This is a genomic window from Hafnia paralvei ATCC 29927, from assembly GCF_001655005.1.
GTDB lineage: Bacteria > Pseudomonadota > Gammaproteobacteria > Enterobacterales > Enterobacteriaceae > Hafnia > Hafnia paralvei.
Genome location: NZ_LXET01000010.1, coordinates 75,378 through 92,721, shown reverse-complemented (window position 1 = coordinate 92,721; position 17,344 = coordinate 75,378). Strand labels below are relative to the sequence as shown.

The window sequence follows — 17,344 nt, the reverse complement described above, 5'->3', positions numbered from 1 at the left end:
GCTAGCTCCTCAGCTAATTTCTTCAAGCGAATCCTTAAAAATAACCTTGGCGCTTTTTCAGCTCCATCGACCCAGACTGATCGCGGTCGATCATCCTGCCCTGACGTTCGCTGGTGGTTGAGATCAGCATTTCTTCGATAATTTCCGGTAGCGTTTGTGCCTGAGACTCTACCGCTCCGGTGAGTGGCCAGCAGCCTAAGGTTCTGAATCGCACCATTCTCTGTTTAATCACTTCACCCGGTTGCAGATCGATACGATCGTCATCCACCATCATTAGCATGCCATCACGCTCAAGTACGGGGCGTGGCTTAGCCAAATAAAGCGGAACAATATCGATATTCTCTAAATAGATGTATTGCCAGATATCGAGTTCGGTCCAGTTGGAAAGCGGGAATACGCGGATGCTCTCCCCTTTATTTACCTGTCCGTTGTAGTTATGCCATAGCTCAGGACGTTGATTTTTCGGGTCCCAGCGATGAAAGCGATCGCGGAATGAGTAGATCCGCTCTTTGGCCCGAGATTTTTCTTCATCACGACGGGCACCGCCAAAGGCGGCATCAAAACCATATTTATTTAGCGCCTGTTTCAGCCCTTCGGTTTTCATAATATCGGTGTGCTTGGCGCTGCCATGCACGAACGGGCTGATGCCCATAGCAACCCCTTCGGGGTTTTTGTGTACCAGAAGTTCGCAACCATAGGCTTTCGCGGTGCGGTCACGAAACTCGTACATTTCACGGAATTTCCAGCCGGTATCAACATGCAACAAAGGGAACGGCAGCGTGCCGGGATAAAATGCTTTACGCGCCAAATGCAACATCACCGAAGAATCTTTGCCGATGGAGTACATCATGACAGGGTTGGAAAACTCTGCAGCCACTTCGCGAATAATATGAATACTCTCCGCTTCGAGCTGCCGTAAGTGAGTCAGTCGTTGGTTATCCATGGACGATCCTTAAGCCAGAAATTCTCCCGAAGGCCACGCTGGCGCCTCGGACTCTTTTCCCAAGCCATTGATGTTACAGCAAAGCAGCCTGTCGAAAGCGGCCGTAAAACTCTGTCCGGCATTGCGGTGGGTGAACGCAGCTGTAACGTCAAGGGCGAAGAATAGAGGCACTATAAGACGTCAGCTTAACGCAAATGAAATGACGAAAAGGTATTTGAAATAACCGAAAGAAATATGCAGGCAGGCTAGATAGCGCAAGATTAAACAATAAAACATTTCCTTAAATTTTAAGAACGCTAGAAATTGTTTAATAACAGTAGAGACTTCATACTACCTACACTGATTTATCACCCTGATTATTACTCTGTTGATCGCCTTTCAAGCTCTCAGCAGATCTAAGGACGCTTTACCCATGTTTTCCTGCCGTTCCCTTAAACTGGTGTGTGCCGCCTTATGCCTGAGCAGTAGCTTTACGGTTTCAGCCGCAGGCGTCACTCATCAGCCCGTTGGCAAAATTGCCGAACAAGAAGTACGCCATATTGCCACCTATTTTCCCGGCCGTATGGCGGGTAGTCCAGCAGAGCTGATGATGGCCGATTACGTCAATCAACGCTTCCAAACGATGGGCTATCAAAGTGATTTAAGAGATTTCAAAACCCGATACATTTACACCTCAAACGAAGGCAAAAAAGATTGGCATAATGTTAATGCCACCTCCGTCATTGCGGTAAAACCAGGGACAACAGACAAACAAGTTTTAATCGTCGCACATTTGGATACCTATACGCCGCTGAGCGATGACGATGTGAACCATAATCTGGGCGGTTTAACGCTACAGGGCGTGGATGACAATGCCTCAGGCGTTGGCGTAATGCTGGAACTTGCCGAGCGGTTGCGTAATGTAAAAACCAAGGCCACCGTCCGCTTTCTCGCACTCAGCGCAGAGGAGTTGGGTAACAAGGGGGCAGAAAATTATCTGAGCAGAATGAGCCAAACCGACAAAGCCAATACCCTGTTGGTGATAAACCTCGATTCGTTAATTACCGGTGATAAGCTCTATTTCCACAGCGGCGTCAACACGCCGAAAGCCGTGGCCGAAAAAACCCGCGATCGTGCGCTTAAGCTGGCAAAACGCCTCGGTATTCACGCCGCGATCAATAATGGTCATAGCGAGCATTATCCGCAGGGTAACGGCTGTTGCTCTGCTCAAATGCCGTTTGATGCAGCCAAAATTCCCGTGTTGACCGTTGAAGCCAGCAATGGATCTTTGAGCAAAAAAGAGGGTTATCAACAAACGAATAAAACAGCGCAATTCCCTGCAGGAACCAGTTGGCATCAGCCGCAGTATGACAACCTTCAGTATCTGGACAAGAATTTGCCGGGACGAATCAAAGCTCGCACTCGTGACAGCGTGAAAATTTTACTGCCGCTGGTGCAAGAAATCGCCAAGTAATGCGCCCCACCAGCAGCCCTCGTTTATGGTAATGCCATTCACGTGAGCCTGATTTTAGGGGGAAACACATGGATGTGTTCCGTAACCCCCCCTGTATCTCTTAAGTGAACAGCATTATCCCTTTATGGGCTGTCTGTATAGAAACCTCTGCCTTTGTGACAAAGCGTTAACTCATATTGATCTTTGATGTATCGCCATTACATTAATCTCAAGATGATTGGGTTTTATCGCCATTTTTGGCAAAAGTATTTGTTGAGGTTCCTATGTCAGAGCAACAATCCGTAGAGCAACGCGTTATTTCCGATCTTTTCTCCCGAATCCAGCAGGCGGAAGCAGGCAGTGGGCCTCGGGATGCCGAGGCAGAACGTTTGATTCAGGAATGTATCGCTAAACAGCCTGCGGCGCCCTATTACATGGCTCAGGCAATGCTGGTACAAGAAGCGGCAATTAAGCGTCTGAACGATCAGGTGAATGCGCTACAGCAGCAGGTGACTCAATTGCAAAGTCAGCCGCGTCAAAGCAGCGGTGGTTTTCTGGCAGGTTTGTTTGGCGGCGGCAGCGAGACTCGACCAACATCGGCTCCAAACAGCGGCAGCCAACCCATTCCTGGTGCGGCAAACTACGCTAACAGCAATTATGCTAACAACAATCCTGCTAACAGCGGCTATGCCAATAATGGCTATGCTGCGGCACCGTCTCGTCGCAGCGGTTTCTTAAGCGGGGCGTTACAAACTGCGGCGGGTGTCGCTGGGGGCGTTGTGATTGCCGATATGCTGACAGGTATGTTCCGCAACAGCCAGCCAGAAGAGATTGTGAACGTGGTTGAAGACAACAACATGGTTCAACCCGATTCAGCCCAGCCCGATCTCACTCAAGCGGATAATGCGCAACCTGATAACACTCAGCCAGACTTGCAGAATGCTGATTGGCAGGATGATACGTCCAATCAAAATGGACAGGACAGCGGGTTCTTCGATTCAGGTTTTGGTAGCGACGACGATAGCGACAATAACAACGACGATGATTCGTTTTTCTAACGCTCACAGCTAAACATCAACACTAGCCGCACCATGCGGCTAGTTTTTTATCTATTTGAAATGAGTTCTATCTCGCCTGCTTGCGTAGCAAGAAAATAAAGTATGGCGCACCAATGAAGGTCGCAAGTAAACCGGCTGGAATTTGGTAAGGGAACATCACCATTCGTCCACACCAATCCGCAAACATCATCAGGAAACCGCCGATAAGCGCTGCGATCATCAGTTGTGGCATGGCGCGTTTGAAACCTAACATACGTGCCATGTGGGGGGCCATCAGCCCCACGAAGCTTAACGGGCCCGTCATCAGCGTTGCCGCCGCCGTGAGCGCAGAGGCAATCAGTAAAATCGTTATCCGAGAAGGCATTAGCGCCACGCCAACGGCTTTCGCGGTGACAGATCCCAGCGGCAACAGCATCAGCCAGCGTCGGCAAAGCGGAGTCACGGCAATCAATACCGCAGCCACTCCAGCGGTACGCAACGCCTGAGCGCCGTCAACGCCATAGGTTGAACCAGCCAGCCACGTCAGCAGCATCCCTGTACGCGGATCACCGCTCGCCAAGACCATGACAACGAGCGTGGAGAAAACCGTGCTTACGGCGATCCCCGCCAGCAGCATTCGCTGGGCAGAAAAACCGTTTCGACTCGACGTAATCATCACCAACAGTAGCGTGAGCGCCGCACCGAGACTGCCAGCCGGGAGTAGCCAAACGAACGCGTTGCCTGGAACCAGCAATAGCAGTACTAATACGCCGAGTGCCGCACCAGAAGTGATACCTAAAACCTCAGGGCTCGCCATCGGGTTTCCCGTGAGTTTTTGGATCATGGTTCCCGCAACGGCCAGCATCATGCCTGCCGCTAACGCGGCAATCACACGCGGCCAGCGCCACGGCATCATCTCTTCAATCTGTATGCCCTGTGCCCAGTACCAACCTTCGCTGCCACGCCCAAACAGCAGCGCGATGAGCAGTGCAAGCGCAAGCAAGACCATGCCTACGATCATCCAGCGCCAAAGATGATGACGCTCCGGCGCGACTTGGTCGCCCTGATTCATATCAGGCACATTGCCGCGGGTTCGCAGCTTAGGCAATAACCACAGCAATACCGGCGCGCCAATCAACGCGGTCGCGGAGCCGGTTGGAATTTCATGCCAAACCACTGCTAACCATTGCACAACCTGATCGGTTAACCAGAGCAGTAAAGCGCCGATCAGTGGAGCCATCACTAGGCGTTGAGACAAACGGCGAGCGCCACAGATACGTGCTAGCAGTGGGGAGAACAAACCGATAAAACCAATAACCCCAACGGCATTCACCATTTGGGCACTGATCAAAACCGCCAAAGCCAAGGTCGCGAGACGCGCAGAGCTCAAACCTAAACCTAAATTTTTCGCAACACCGTCGTCTAAACCAAGGAGCGTTAAAGGGCGAATAAGCAGCGCAGAGAGAATGAAGGCGACCAACAAGCGCGGAGCAAGGTCGGTAACATTATGCCAATCGTGCTGGTTTAACGCCCCGCTCGCCCACACGAACATGCCCTGTAGCGATTCATAGTTAAACAGCGCCATCAGGGAATTAAGTGCGCCGCAGTATAGCCCCATGACCAAGCCTGCAAGGATTAACGTTACCGGAGACATACGTTTGCCCCACGATAATCCAAACACGATGAGCGCGACTAACACCGCGCCGAGCAACGCGGCAACTTGCATCATCCAACTTCCGGGGGCTACAGCCAGCAGTATCGCAGCCGTCACACCAAACTGCGCACCAGCAGAAACGCCCAGCGTTGCGGGTTCAGCCAGTGGGTTTTTCAGCACCTGTTGGAACAGCAGCCCCGCTAGGCCAAGACCTGCACCAACCAGCAGAGACACCACACCGCGCGGCAAAATGCTGTAATGCATCACAACCTGTTGGATATTATTAATATCAGGCGTGGTCATCGCCTGCCACCATTGATTAACCGGTAGCTGGTGATGGAAATTAAACAGCGTCAAGGCCAGCGCAGGCAGCGCGAGTAAGAGCGGAATCAGCCAAAGCAAGATTCTATGTTGGGCATTTTTATGTTGGGCATTTTTACGTTGAGAATGATTAACTCTGGCGTTCATGATTTTGCTCCTAGCGCCGATTCAAGCAAATCACAAAAACGCATAGCTGAAAGCGTCGCTCCGTAGAACCAAACGCCCGGTTGGCTAATCACTTTTCTGGCACGAACAAATGGCAACGCCTGCCACAAAGGCGTCTGCTGTACCTGAGCAAATAATGCGTCATTACCATGGCTGAAGAAAATAGCCTGTGACTGCGGTGATACCGTCGCCAACTGTTCAATGCCGACAATAGCGCTTCCCCAGAAGTTAGTTTCCCCCGTCCACGCATTTTTTAAACCAAGTTCATCCATCACTTCTTGGAACATACTGCCTTTGCCAAAAACTAACGCATGGTCGGCATCCAGCAACGTAAACAGCAGCAGCGGGGTTTTATCCCAAGGACGTAGACGCTGTTTACTTTGCGCCAAACGTTGCTGAAACTGTGCCAAATGCGCGGTGGCACGTTCTGGAATGCCCAGTCTTGCCGCTAGATTCTGCAACGATTGTTTAGCAAGCTTAAGCGGTGTGCCTGAACCATCGTTAAAGGAGAATCCCATCGTCGGAGCGATAGTTTGCATCTTTGGCACCGACGGACCAAAGCCTTCAGAGTAGAGAATCAGAGAGGGGTCGATCTGCTGGAGTAATTCCATATTGGGTTCGGTACGATTCCCCAGATCGAGTACCGAAGGCGCTAACTGAGGCTCTTGTACCCACAAACGATAATTGGCAATTTCCGCTACGGCAAGAGGTGTTATGCCGAGCGTCATCAGCAACTCTATCGGTAACCACTCGAGCGCCACGATCCGGTTCAGATCGGGAAATTCTGTTTTAGAATTTAGCGATGCATGCGCGGCTAGAGGCAGCAAGAGCGGCGATAAAGTCAGAGCCATCACGAAACGGCGACGCCCTAAATCGGGAAAATTAAAACGGCTCATGGGTAATGCTCATCAGAAAACGATCATCAAAAAACAAAGCTCACCGGAGCACCACCGCTTGGATGCGGCAGCGTTCCCATCGGAATACCGTAGATTTTTTCTAACACCTCACCTTGCATGATTTGGTCCGGTGTACCCTGAGCGATAAGCTCACCGGAACGCAGCGCCATGAGATAATCGCAGTATCGTGCAGCCATATTAATATCGTGTAACACCGCAATAACGGTTAAACCGCGTTCGCGGCTGAGACGTTGGATCAGTGCCAGAACTTCAACCTGATGCGCAATATCCAGTGCGGAAGTGGGTTCATCAAGCAATAAGCAGCGACTATTTTGCGCTACGGTCATTGCCAACCAAGCCCTCTGTCGTTCGCCACCGGATAAGCTATCAACCAAGCGTCCAGCCAGAGGTTTGAGATCGACCAACGCAATTGCCTCTTCCACTCGTTCACGATCTTCACTGCGAAAACGCCCCAAAGCACCGTGCCAAGGATAACGACCGATAGCGACTAATTCGCGCACGGTCATACCTTCAGCGGCCGGAAGTTGCTGTGGTAAGTAAGCAACCTCACGCGCAAACGCCTTGCTGTCCCAATCAGCGAGCGGCTTAGTGCCTAACAGAATCTGTCCCTCGCTAGGAGATTGGTGACGGCCAAGCATTTTTAACAACGTAGATTTGCCCGAGCCATTATGACCAATCAGGCCGCATACCTGCCCTTGGGGGAACGTAAGAGAGACATTTTGCAGCAATGTGCGCCCAGGGACAGTAAAGCTAACCTGTTGTAAAGCGAAGGTAGATGGGGTGGAAATCGCCGTTTTACTCAATTGCGGTATGACCTTTAGTCTTATGTTCTTTGTATAAAAGAACGGGTGCGGTTGACCCGCACCCTTGAGAGTACATCTTAGAAACGGAATGTCGCTGTAGCAACAATCTGACGCTCTGCGCCCCAGAAGCAGCCATTGGTTGCGAAGCAGCTAGAAACGTATTCTTTATCAAACAGATTGTTCACATTCAGACCCACCGATGAACCAGGTAGGTTGAAACGAGCCAGATCGTATTTAATCATCGCATTCCAAATCGTGTAGTCAGGGACTTTGAACGTGTTAGCTTCATCACCCCAAGTGGAGCCGACATAACGCACACCAGCACCTGCCGATAGCCCACTCAGCGCTGTTTCGTGGAAAGTGTAATCCCCCCACAGAGACGCCATGTGCTTAGGTATAATTGCCGGTGTATTTCCTTGATTAGTCGTATCTTTGGTGTATTCAGCATCCGTATAGGTATATGACGCCAACAGGTTAATATTCGTGGTCAACGCAGCCTTGCCTTCAAATTCGACACCACGAGAGCGGATTTCGCCTGTCTGCTGCTGATACCAGCCTTTATCGGCATGCTCTGTATCCGTCACCAAGTTGTTCGACTTGGTCAGTTGATACAAAGCCAAAGTGGCTGAAACTGGGCGATCTTCAGGAATGTATTTCACCCCTGCTTCATACTGCTCCCCTTTAGAGGGAGAGAACATTTTCTTGTCGTAGCCAGCACCGATATTAGGCTCAAATGATTGCGCGTAGCTGATATAAGGAGAAATACCGTTATTAAATAGGTAGTTCAGCCCAATTCTGCTAGTAGATTGGTGATCATTTTGCTTACCATAAGTATTCGCTACACGATCTTCAACGGTACTCTTTGCCCAGTCATAGCGCGTACCTGCAGTTAGAATCCATTGATTCCATTCCGCTTGCTCTTGCAGATAAATACCAACCTGTTCTTGACCATCGACTTTGCTTGTTGGATTTAACGGACTACGATTGTCATTTCCATATTGTGGGTTAGCAAGGTTTAGTGGGGTTGTAGTCCCCCACCCACCAACAATATCGTTACGCATATTCATATAGTCCACGCCCATTAAAAGCGTGTGGTCGACATCGCCAGTACCGAATTTAGCCTGTCCCTGAGTATCTACGGTGAAGTTATTCAAACGTTCATTGGACAAAATGTAGTTTCGGTTCAGAACTGTATCATTGGTTGCATCCACGCCAACGCCATAAACGTTATTTTGGTTGGTATGCAACTGCATGTATCGCAGGTTTTGTCGCACAGTCCACGTATCATCAAAGTCATGGGTAAAGCTGTAGCCGACCATACGAGTTTGACGGGAGTAGAAATTGCTTGATTCACCTTCGTTAAAGTCAGGAGACAAACGACCAAAAGACGCTTTCTGGACGGTTCCTTCTTTTGGCAGCCAACCGTAATAGCCCATATTTGGATCGTTTTGGATGTATGACATTATCGTCAGGTTAGTATGCTCATTCGGTTGCCAACTGAATGATGGCGCAATTGCATAGCGTTTAACCTTAGCCATTTCTTGCTGATCGTTAGCATCACTTGCTAACCCCGTCAAACGGAACGCATATTCACCGTTGTCATCAAGCGCATCACTGAAATCAAAGCCCGTTTCAAATAAGCTATTGCTGCCCATCTTGAATTGTACTTCACGGAGGGGTTCTGTTGTCGGGCGCTTAGAGACAAGAGACACGATCCCACCTGGGCTGCTCTTACCATACAAGACTGAAGAAGGACCGCGTAATACTTCAACGCGTTCTAAGAAATATGGGTCAATAGAGGCTTCATTAAAATAGTCCCCCTGAAGCTTTAAACCATCCAAATATTCGTTTTGGTTAACAGAACCAAAACCGCGGATGTAAACAGCATCATAGACATTGGAACTACCACGGCTTCCTACCATCACGCCAGGAGTGAAACTCAATGCTTCTTTGACTGACGCTGGCTGCTGTGTATCAAGCTGCTCGCGAGTCACCACGGAAACTGACTGAGGAGTTTTAACCAAAGCAGTATCAGTTTTCGTCCCTGTTGCACTACGTTTAGCCGCGATTGTCGGAGATGGACCCCATGCGCTTTCCTGCTCAACACCGCCGCCGGCAGTCACAACCATAGTGTCATCTGCCTGATTTTTTTCAGCTGTATCAGCAGCATTGGCGAATGTAGCCCACATGCCTAGGCTGGCAGCAATAGAAACTGCAACCTTAGTACGGGAATATTTGAACGATGGTAAAGTCATGTTGGTTTCTCTGGCGAAAGATAAATAATAAAGTAAACGAGAATGATTATTATAAAGATCGCATTTTATGCGTAACCAAATGTAAAGTTCAAGCAAATTTCGTCCTTATAAGAATCAAGGGCACAAAAAATAACCTTTAACTTATTATGGGATAAATCAATAGGTAGGAACTATCCAAAAGTGGAGGTTTATTGGATAGGAAAATATGAAAAGGATGTCGTTCAACGTTATGCGGATGTTATATTTGGTTTGCAAAAATAATTTAATTAAACGCATACAAATAACAAATTAAAATACGAAGTATATTTCTTATTTTTTCTTGTAGTATGAAAACCATCAACTGCCTATATCCATATGGCGTGGCTCGCCCTCGTTGTGTAGCGTTCTCTTCCATCTCCCATATCAATTAAATTAAATGACATTTAAATTTAAGCACAGATTAAATAAATGAAATCACTAATGAAATTAAGTAAGAAAACACAAAATCTATAACATAAAAACATTGTTAAAATTAAAGCATTACAAAATAGTATTGATATCAATACTATTTACCGCCCCCGTCACAAAATTAATTATTTATTTTATGAACCATATTGTAATTTAATAACCAAGCGACTTATCCTGCTCATGTCTTAAAAGGAATCCTTATAAATAATAAGGAATAAGAATAATACAAAAGCGTCAATTCAAGGAAATGATAATGAAGCGTAAAATTCTAGCGGTGGTAATTCCTTCTTTATTACTGGCAGGTATGGCAAATGCTACAGAAATTTATAATAAAGATGGCAATAAGTTAGATTTGGAAGCTAAGGTCGATGCCCGTCATCAGTTTTCTGAAAACAAAGGTGATGATGGTGATGAAACTTACCTGCGTGTAGGTTTCAGAGGCGAAACTCAAATCAGCGATCAGCTCACAGGCTTTGGTCAGTGGGAATATAACGTTCAAGCAAACCACACCGAAGGCGGTTCTACTGGTGGAACCAGCGGTAATGCCACTCGTTTAGGTTTTGCTGGTCTGAAGTTTGGTGACTACGGCTCATTTGACTATGGTCGTAACTACGGCGTCGTGTACGACGTTGAAGCGTGGACCGATATGCTGCCTGTATTCGGTGGCGATAGCTACACGCAAACCGACACCTTCATGAATACCCGTGGCAATGGCATGGCAACCTACCGCAACAGTGATTTCTTCGGTTTGGTTGAAGGTTGGAACTTTGCTCTGCAATACCAAGGCGCAAACGACAATGGCGGCGCTGAAGGTAACAACGGTACGAATAATGGTGAGCGCAAAATCTCAACCCAAAACGGTGATGGTTTTGGTGTTTCAACCACTTATGATACCGGAATGGGCCTGAACTTCGGTGCCTCTTTCGCAACGTCAAACCGTACCCACGATCAAGAGTTCGACTCTACTGCAGGTGGTCACACTGCTGACGTTTGGACCATTGGTGCCAAGTATGATGCTAACAACGTTTATTTAGCGGCAATGTATGCTCAAACTCAGAACATGACTGCATTTGGTGATACCGACGGGTATATTGCCAACAAAACGCAAAACGTTGAACTTACCGCACAGTACCAGTTCGACTTTGGTCTGCGTCCATCCTTAGGTTATGTTTACTCCAAAGGTAAAGACCTCGGCAGCATCGCTGGCGATGGCCGCCATGACAATAAAAACTTAGTAAATTACATTGAAGTCGGTACCTACTACTACTTCAATAAAAACATGTCTACTTATATTGATTATAAAATCAACTTAATGAACGACAATGACTTCACTCGTGCTGCGGGTATTACAACAGACGACGTTGTTGGTGTTGGCTTAGTTTACCAGTTCTAATCTAGTCTGATTTTTATCTTATTGAATGCAACGGGTAGCGCAAGCTGCCCGTTTTTTGCTTATTTAACGATCAGGGAATTTCATTGGAAATTCATTTGATACCAAGCACATTATTCATGACTTAACTAATAAAAAAGCCTCCAACGAATGGAGGCTTTTATTTTATTCGGCAAGCAGTAGCTAGTTGCTACCAAACATATCTTTTATCCACCCCGCAACACCATCACTACCTTTTTGTTCCTGTGGCTGCTGAGATGGCTGCCCTTCAGTCTGAGGTTGCTGTGACTGAGTGGCAGGTTGCTGGGCCGCTGACGCTGCACATAATCCCTCTGGGTTCTCTGTCCAAACCGGAAGAGTCCGCAAACCACCGCCATTACACACAAAGTTACCTGAGCCATCAATGCTCATTGTGGTAATGCCCTCTGGCGGTACCAAATTCAACGGCAGAGGAGTTTGGTTTTCTAGATAGCGGCGATATAAGGTTAGAGCTCCGTTCGCCCCAGTTAGCTTAGCTGGACCATTGTTATCACGCCCCACCCAAGCAATAGTGACTTCCTTACCATCTACGCCGGCAAACCAGCTGTCGCGCAGATCGTTCGTAGTCCCCGTTTTCGCAGCTAAATGATAGTTACCAAACTTCGCAGTAAGAGAACGTGATGTTCCACGAGCCACGACCTGCTGCATGCCATACAATGTCAGATAAGCCGCCTGAGGAGGCACTACGCTTTGCGCCTGTGGCAAGCTTTGATACAGCACGGTGCCATCTTCTGCAATCACCGAGCGTACGGCTGATAGTGGTGCTCGATTACCACCGCCTGCAATCGTTTGATACTCCTGCGCCACTTCCATTGGTGTAAGGCTAATAGCCCCCAGTAACATCGATGGAACTGGATTAATCACATCCTTAGGAATGCCCAAACGCTGCAAAGTTGCGCTGATTTGATCTAATCCCACAGACATGCCCAAGTTTACCGTTGGTACGTTAAGCGAGTTTGCTAACGCATCCACCAGCATCACCTGACCACGATACTGACGATCGTAGTTTTTCGGCTGCCATATGCTGCCATTAGGTTGCTTCAATGACAGGGGCTGATCCGCAAGCCACGTGTTTAGACGATATTTATCTGGCTCACTCAACGCCGTCAGGTAAGTCGGTGGCTTAGCCAGAGAGCCGACCGAACGACGAGCGTCCATCGCTCGGTTAAAGCCAGCAAACTGAGGCTGAGCGCCCCCCACCATCGCACGAACTTCACCGCTGAAGCGGTCAACAATTACCATTGCGGCTTCAAGATCGTTCACATGACGTGCCGCTTTCAGGGCAGGAATTCCATCCTCTACCGCTTTTTCTGCCGCATCCTGAGACACAGGGTCTAGCGTGGTAAAGATTTTCACACCGGACAGATCGTTTATCTTGCTGCCCAGTTTCTGCTGTAGCTCTTGGCGAACCATTTGCATAAATGCAGGCTGTGGTGAAATCACGCCACCTTTAGGCTGTACACCGAGAGGACGTGCGCTCAGCATGTCATAAAGCTCTTTGTCAATAACCTGCTGGTTTTCCAGCAGTTTTAGTACCAAGTTACGACGTTCCAGCGCTAATGTAGGATTGCGCCACGGATTATACAGCGAAGCACCTTTCACCATCCCCACCAGCAACGCTTGCTGATCGAGACTCAGTTCATCAACTGGACGTCCGAAGTAATACAAACTAGCCAGCGGGAAACCACGGATCTGATCGCTCCCACTTTGCCCAAGATAAACCTCGTTCAGATATAGCTCTAAGATCCGATCTTTGCTGTAGCGATAATCGACGATCAGCGCCATATAAGCTTCATTGATCTTACGCCACAGAGAACGCTCGTTACTCAAGAACAGGTTCTTCACCAACTGCTGAGTCAACGTACTCCCACCCTGTACCGCACGACCAGCAGTCAGGTTGGCAACCACGGCACGACCGATAGAGTAGAAGCTAATCCCGTCATGCTCATAGAAATGGCGGTCTTCCGTTGCGATCAGCGTATCCACCAGCAGGTCTGGGAATCCGCTACGCGGGACAAAAAGACGCTGCTCACCGTTCGGCGATTGCAGCATGGTGATTAAACGAGGATCCAAACGGAAGAAACCAAACTGGCGCTGGTTGTCCATGTTCTGGATCTGACTCAAACGATCGTTGCTGAACACCAGACGCGCGTGGATCTGCCCTTCTTTTCCATCCGGAAAATCAAACGGTCGACGCAGCAAATCAATATTATCGCCGTTCACCGAGAACTCACCCGGACGTGTAATACGGCTAACCTGGCGGTATTGCATTCCTTCCAGCAGATTCACCATCTCTTTTTTGCTGTAGGACATACCCGGTTCTAGATCGACCATGCGGCCATATACGGTGGCTGGCAACTGCCAGACTTTGCCGTCGATGCGCGCGCGGATCTGCTGATCAAGATAAAATCCGTAAATCGCCAATAGTACAAAGACGATCAGCGCTAATTTGATCAGTAATCCAAGCAGTCTGCGTTTACGCGGTTTTTTCACCTTCTTACGCGCCACATCGTCCTCTCTGTCATCATCTTCATAATCATCATCTTCTTCATACTCGTCTTCGTCGTGATAGTCCGAGCTGCGACGAAAATCATCGCGATAGTCATCATCGTCGTCGTCATAACGGCGGCGGCGATTGGAAGCCGTTCTACGGGAAGGCGGGTTCCCCCCCTTTTTACTTTTACGTCCGATCGGCTCGCGATCATCATCCCTAGACATTATTCAGTTCTCCAGCATTGGCGCCTAATCTGTTCCTCACGGTCCACTGGGGGAAGAGGAAACCTCTGAAATTCACCCAGAATCACCACTGAGTATGGGAAATCATTCACTGAAAACGCTTCGTGCGTCGCGTTGGCAGCGCGTTACCCGGATCGTCAGGCCACGCGTGTTTTGGGTAACGCCCTTTCATCTCTTTTTGCACTTCACGATACGAACCTTGCCAAAACGCAGCGAGATCGCGAGTAATTTGTAAAGGTCTACGAGCCGGAGATAATAGCTCTAACACCAGCGCCACACGCCCCTCGGCAATCTTAGGACTTTGCTGTTCGCCAAACACTTCCTGTAAACGTACAGCTAACACGGGAGGTTTATCGCTAAAATACTGGATGGGCAAATGCGATCCCGTCGGCACAGTGTAATGCGTCGGCAAGGCACTATCTAGACGTTGGCGGGTCGGCCAATCCATCAAACTTAACAGAGCCTCGGTTAAATTAATATTCTGCAAACCGCGCAAGTCACGCACGCCATTCAAAGACGGAAGCAACCAATCTTCCAGCGAATCTAGCAGGCTATCATCATCAACGGCTGGCCAGTTAACGTCTGGCAACCACTGCGCTGCACATTGTAGCCGTAAACGCAGCTGTTGCGCAGAATCGCTCCAATTTAAGGCGCTAATTCCTTGGTGACGAACCCAATTGAGCAACGCCTGAGAGAGTTCCTCTGCGGAAGGTTTTGCCAATGGTTGAGCTTTCAGCACCAAGCGCCCTAACTGCTGGCGTTTCCATGCCCGCAGAGTGCCTTTGGATTCATCCCACTCCACACTGGTTTGCTCGCTGATGAGATGCGGCAAGCGTGGCGCCAGACGCTCAATATCACAGGGTAAGGCCAGCAAAATTCGCGCTTCACTGTTATTTACACCCTGCAATAGATTCGCCACGATCATCCACGGCGTACGCGCCAATGCATCGTCCGGCTCCATCGCAGCCCCTAGCCCGTTAGCCAGCAGATATCGTCCATCTTGTCCGCGTAAATTGGCGATACGATCGGGATATGCATGCGCAAGCCAAAATGCCGCCTCCTCAGGCTCAACCGTCCCCTGACCTTTTCCTAAACGCCGACAAAGCTGATCCGCACGCCGCTGCCAATGATTTTGCGGATGAAAAAGCGCATTACGCAGATCGACGTTACCGCCACGCGGAGGCTCTTCGATAATCGCGGCCAGCAAAGCCGCCGTCGCCAGTGCATTTTCTCCTGCCTGCTGCGCTGCACACAGCATGGCAGCTAAACGCGGATCGCTGCCCGCATCGCTCATAACACGGCCTGTCGCCGTTAAAGCCCCCTGTTCATTGACGGCTCCCAATTGAAATAGCAGTCGCTGTGCCACCGAGATGGCGGCCTGCGGGGGAGTATCCAGCCATTGAAGCTGAGCGACGTCGGTGCATCCCCATTGCAACAGATTCAGCCATAGGCTGCTCAGATCGCTATGTAAGATCTCTGGCTCACTGTATTCAGCGGTACGTTCCGCCTGCTCTGCAGCCATCAAATGCCAGCAAATACCGGGTTCGAGACGCCCAGCGCGCCCCGCACGCTGCGTCATTGAGGCTTGGCTGGCTCTTTGTGTCACAAGCTTAGTCAGCCCACTGCGGATATCAAACAGGCTCGCTCTTTCCAATGTGCTATCGATAACCAAGCGAATACCGTCAATCGTCAGACTGGTTTCCGCAATGTTAGTGGCCAGCACCACCTTTCGACGACCTGCCGGTGACGGATCGATAGCCTTCTGCTGTTCAGACAAAGGCAAAGCACCGTATAACGGGCAAAGATCCGTATCGTCATCAACACAGCTCTGCAGCAATTCTGCGGTGCGTCGAATTTCCCCCACCCCAGGTAAAAACAGCAATAAAGAGCCAGATTCCTGTCGTAACAAATTCAGCACCGCATTACAGGCAGATTGCTCCAATCGTTCATGCGCAGAAACGGGAGTATAGCGGCGAACCACAGGGAAACTTCGCCCTTCTGAACGGATCACGGGGGCATCCGGCAACAATTTAGTTAAGCGAACGTCGTCCAGCGTCGCTGACATAATTAGCAAACGTAAATCATCACGTAGCCCTTGCTGTACATCCAGCAGCAACGCCAGAGCTAAATCGGCCTGTAGGCTACGTTCATGAAACTCATCCAGAATCACCAGAGAAACGCCGGACAGCTCCGGATCTTGCTGTAACATTCGGGTCAAAATACCTTCAGTGACCACTTCCAGCCGCGTTTGCGTACTCACCTTTGTGTCGGCACGCATACGGTAGCCCACTGTCTGCCCTACGTTTTCACCTAACTGCTGAGCAAGACGATTCGCCACGCTACGCGCAGCCAAGCGACGCGGCTCCAGCATAATAATCTTGCCATCCAGCCAGTCGGCTTTCAGTAACTGCAGCGGCAACCACGTAGATTTACCCGCACCTGTTGGCGCATTGAGTAACACCCGAGCAGATGATTGTAAGGCGGCCAGTAATGGCTCAAGCACGGCGGCAACGGGAAGTAAGGACACGAAGACTCCAAAATAAGAGGTATAATGCTTTAACATCAGCTGGGCTGCATTGTAGCATTCAGCGGTGAAACTAAGAGAAATGAGAACGCATGTCTGATACCCGCCGACTATTTTTTGCCCTGCCATTACCGCCCAAAACCCAGCGAGCACTGGTGAAATGGCGTGCAGAGCAGTTTCCACCGGAAGCTGGGCGTCCGATTGCTGCGGCCAATCTGCATATCACATTGGCTTTTCTCGGCGAGGTGAGCGAACAAAAATCGCTGGCATTACAAAATATGGCTTCTCGCATCAAACAGTCTGCGTTTAGTCTTGATTTGGACGATGCGGGTCACTGGCCCAGCGCTGGGGTTGTATGGCTTGGCTCACGCCGAGCACCACGCGGGCTACTGCAATTAGCTGAACTTTTGCGCTCACAGGCCGCTCGTAGTGGGTGCTATCAAAGTCCTTTCCCCTTTCACCCTCATGTTACGCTGTTACGGGGTGCGACAAAAACGGTGGCAATACCGCCATCAGGTTTTCATTGGCCCGTAGCATTTGAACACTTTGCGCTCTACTCCTCTGAATTTCGGCGCGGACGCACTCGGTATGATCAGATCGCATGTTGGCCATTAATCACGCAAACAAAACGCGGTTCTGAACTTTCAGAATAATCTTGATCTATATAATAGAAAGAAACAG

Annotated in this window: 11 protein-coding genes; 4 read left to right on the top strand and 7 right to left on the bottom strand. The window is 49.4% G+C overall.

Annotated elements, in window-relative coordinates; translation table 11 throughout:
- Nucleotides 1–34: 34 nt before the first annotated feature.
- Nucleotides 35–943: a sulfate adenylyltransferase subunit CysD gene (gene cysD, locus M988_RS03850; RefSeq protein ID WP_004094410.1), complete on the bottom strand. Its 909-nt coding sequence runs from the start codon at nt 941–943 to the stop codon at nt 35–37.
- 412 nt (nt 944–1,355) lie between these two features.
- On the opposite strand from cysD, the gene M988_RS03845 reads away from it, so the two are divergent.
- Both M988_RS03845 and M988_RS03840 read left to right on the top strand, forming a co-directional pair.
- A complete protein-coding gene (locus M988_RS03845) occupies nt 1,356–2,396 on the top strand; it encodes an aminopeptidase (RefSeq protein WP_064572919.1) in 1,041 nt (346 codons plus the stop codon).
- A 263-nt stretch (nt 2,397–2,659) separates the two neighbouring features.
- Nucleotides 2,660–3,433: a DUF2076 domain-containing protein gene (locus tag M988_RS03840; RefSeq protein WP_064572916.1), complete on the top strand. Its 774-nt coding sequence runs from the start codon at nt 2,660–2,662 to the stop codon at nt 3,431–3,433.
- Between the two features lie 67 nt (nt 3,434–3,500).
- Here the strand turns inward: M988_RS03840 and fhuB are convergent, their stop codons facing one another.
- The 4 genes from fhuB to fhuA all read right to left on the bottom strand — a co-directional run bounded on the left by fhuB (nt 3,501) and on the right by fhuA (nt 9,527).
- A complete protein-coding gene (gene fhuB, locus M988_RS03835) occupies nt 3,501–5,534 on the bottom strand; it encodes a Fe(3+)-hydroxamate ABC transporter permease FhuB (RefSeq protein ID WP_064572914.1) in 2,034 nt (677 codons plus the stop codon).
- The gene (fhuD, locus tag M988_RS03830; RefSeq protein WP_039190110.1) at nt 5,531–6,448 is read right to left on the bottom strand and encodes a Fe(3+)-hydroxamate ABC transporter substrate-binding protein FhuD; all 918 of its coding nucleotides are present in this window, start codon (nt 6,446–6,448) and stop codon (nt 5,531–5,533) included. The genes fhuB and fhuD overlap by 4 nt, the downstream gene beginning before the upstream one ends.
- Before the next feature lie 26 nt (nt 6,449–6,474).
- Nucleotides 6,475–7,272, bottom strand: coding sequence for a Fe3+-hydroxamate ABC transporter ATP-binding protein FhuC (gene fhuC, locus M988_RS03825; RefSeq protein ID WP_039190113.1), 798 nt, complete (start codon nt 7,270–7,272; stop codon nt 6,475–6,477).
- A 77-nt stretch (nt 7,273–7,349) separates the two neighbouring features.
- Nucleotides 7,350–9,527: a ferrichrome porin FhuA gene (gene fhuA / locus M988_RS03820; protein WP_008814555.1), complete on the bottom strand. Its 2,178-nt coding sequence runs from the start codon at nt 9,525–9,527 to the stop codon at nt 7,350–7,352.
- Nucleotides 9,528–10,227: 700 nt separating this feature from the next.
- Between fhuA and ompC the strand changes: the two genes are divergently transcribed.
- The gene (ompC, locus tag M988_RS03815) at nt 10,228–11,367 is read left to right on the top strand and encodes a porin OmpC (RefSeq protein WP_008814556.1); all 1,140 of its coding nucleotides are present in this window, start codon (nt 10,228–10,230) and stop codon (nt 11,365–11,367) included.
- 180 nt (nt 11,368–11,547) lie between these two features.
- On the opposite strand, the gene mrcB is transcribed toward ompC, so the two are convergent.
- Together mrcB and hrpB are read right to left on the bottom strand one after the other, a co-directional pair.
- On the bottom strand, nt 11,548–14,121 hold the full coding sequence (gene mrcB, locus M988_RS03810; RefSeq protein ID WP_064572912.1) for a bifunctional glycosyl transferase/transpeptidase: 2,574 nt from the start codon (nt 14,119–14,121) through the stop codon (nt 11,548–11,550).
- A gap of 106 nt (nt 14,122–14,227) precedes the next feature.
- The gene (gene hrpB / locus M988_RS03805; protein WP_248846490.1) at nt 14,228–16,702 is read right to left on the bottom strand and encodes an ATP-dependent helicase HrpB; all 2,475 of its coding nucleotides are present in this window, start codon (nt 16,700–16,702) and stop codon (nt 14,228–14,230) included.
- Nucleotides 16,703–16,755: 53 nt separating this feature from the next.
- On the opposite strand from hrpB, the gene thpR reads away from it, so the two are divergent.
- Nucleotides 16,756–17,316, top strand: coding sequence for an RNA 2',3'-cyclic phosphodiesterase (gene thpR, locus M988_RS03800; RefSeq protein WP_064572906.1), 561 nt, complete (start codon nt 16,756–16,758; stop codon nt 17,314–17,316).
- Nucleotides 17,317–17,344 lie beyond the last annotated feature (28 nt).

What these genes read in the sequence shown, in the direction of transcription:
- cysD (WP_004094410.1), bottom strand. Translation starts at nt 943, where the DNA reads ATGGATAACCAACGACTGACTCACTTACGGCAGCTCGAAGCGGAGAGT.
- M988_RS03845 (WP_064572919.1), top strand. Translation starts at nt 1,356, where the DNA reads ATGTTTTCCTGCCGTTCCCTTAAACTGGTGTGTGCCGCCTTATGCCTG.
- M988_RS03840 (WP_064572916.1), top strand. Translation starts at nt 2,660, where the DNA reads ATGTCAGAGCAACAATCCGTAGAGCAACGCGTTATTTCCGATCTTTTC.
- fhuB (WP_064572914.1), bottom strand. Translation starts at nt 5,534, where the DNA reads ATGAACGCCAGAGTTAATCATTCTCAACGTAAAAATGCCCAACATAAA.
- fhuD (WP_039190110.1), bottom strand. Translation starts at nt 6,448, where the DNA reads ATGAGCCGTTTTAATTTTCCCGATTTAGGGCGTCGCCGTTTCGTGATG.
- fhuA (WP_008814555.1), bottom strand. Translation starts at nt 9,527, where the DNA reads ATGACTTTACCATCGTTCAAATATTCCCGTACTAAGGTTGCAGTTTCT.
- ompC (WP_008814556.1), top strand. Translation starts at nt 10,228, where the DNA reads ATGAAGCGTAAAATTCTAGCGGTGGTAATTCCTTCTTTATTACTGGCA.
- mrcB (WP_064572912.1), bottom strand. Translation starts at nt 14,121, where the DNA reads ATGTCTAGGGATGATGATCGCGAGCCGATCGGACGTAAAAGTAAAAAG.
- hrpB (WP_248846490.1), bottom strand. Translation starts at nt 16,702, where the DNA reads ATGTTAAAGCATTATACCTCTTATTTTGGAGTCTTCGTGTCCTTACTT.
- thpR (WP_064572906.1), top strand. Translation starts at nt 16,756, where the DNA reads ATGTCTGATACCCGCCGACTATTTTTTGCCCTGCCATTACCGCCCAAA.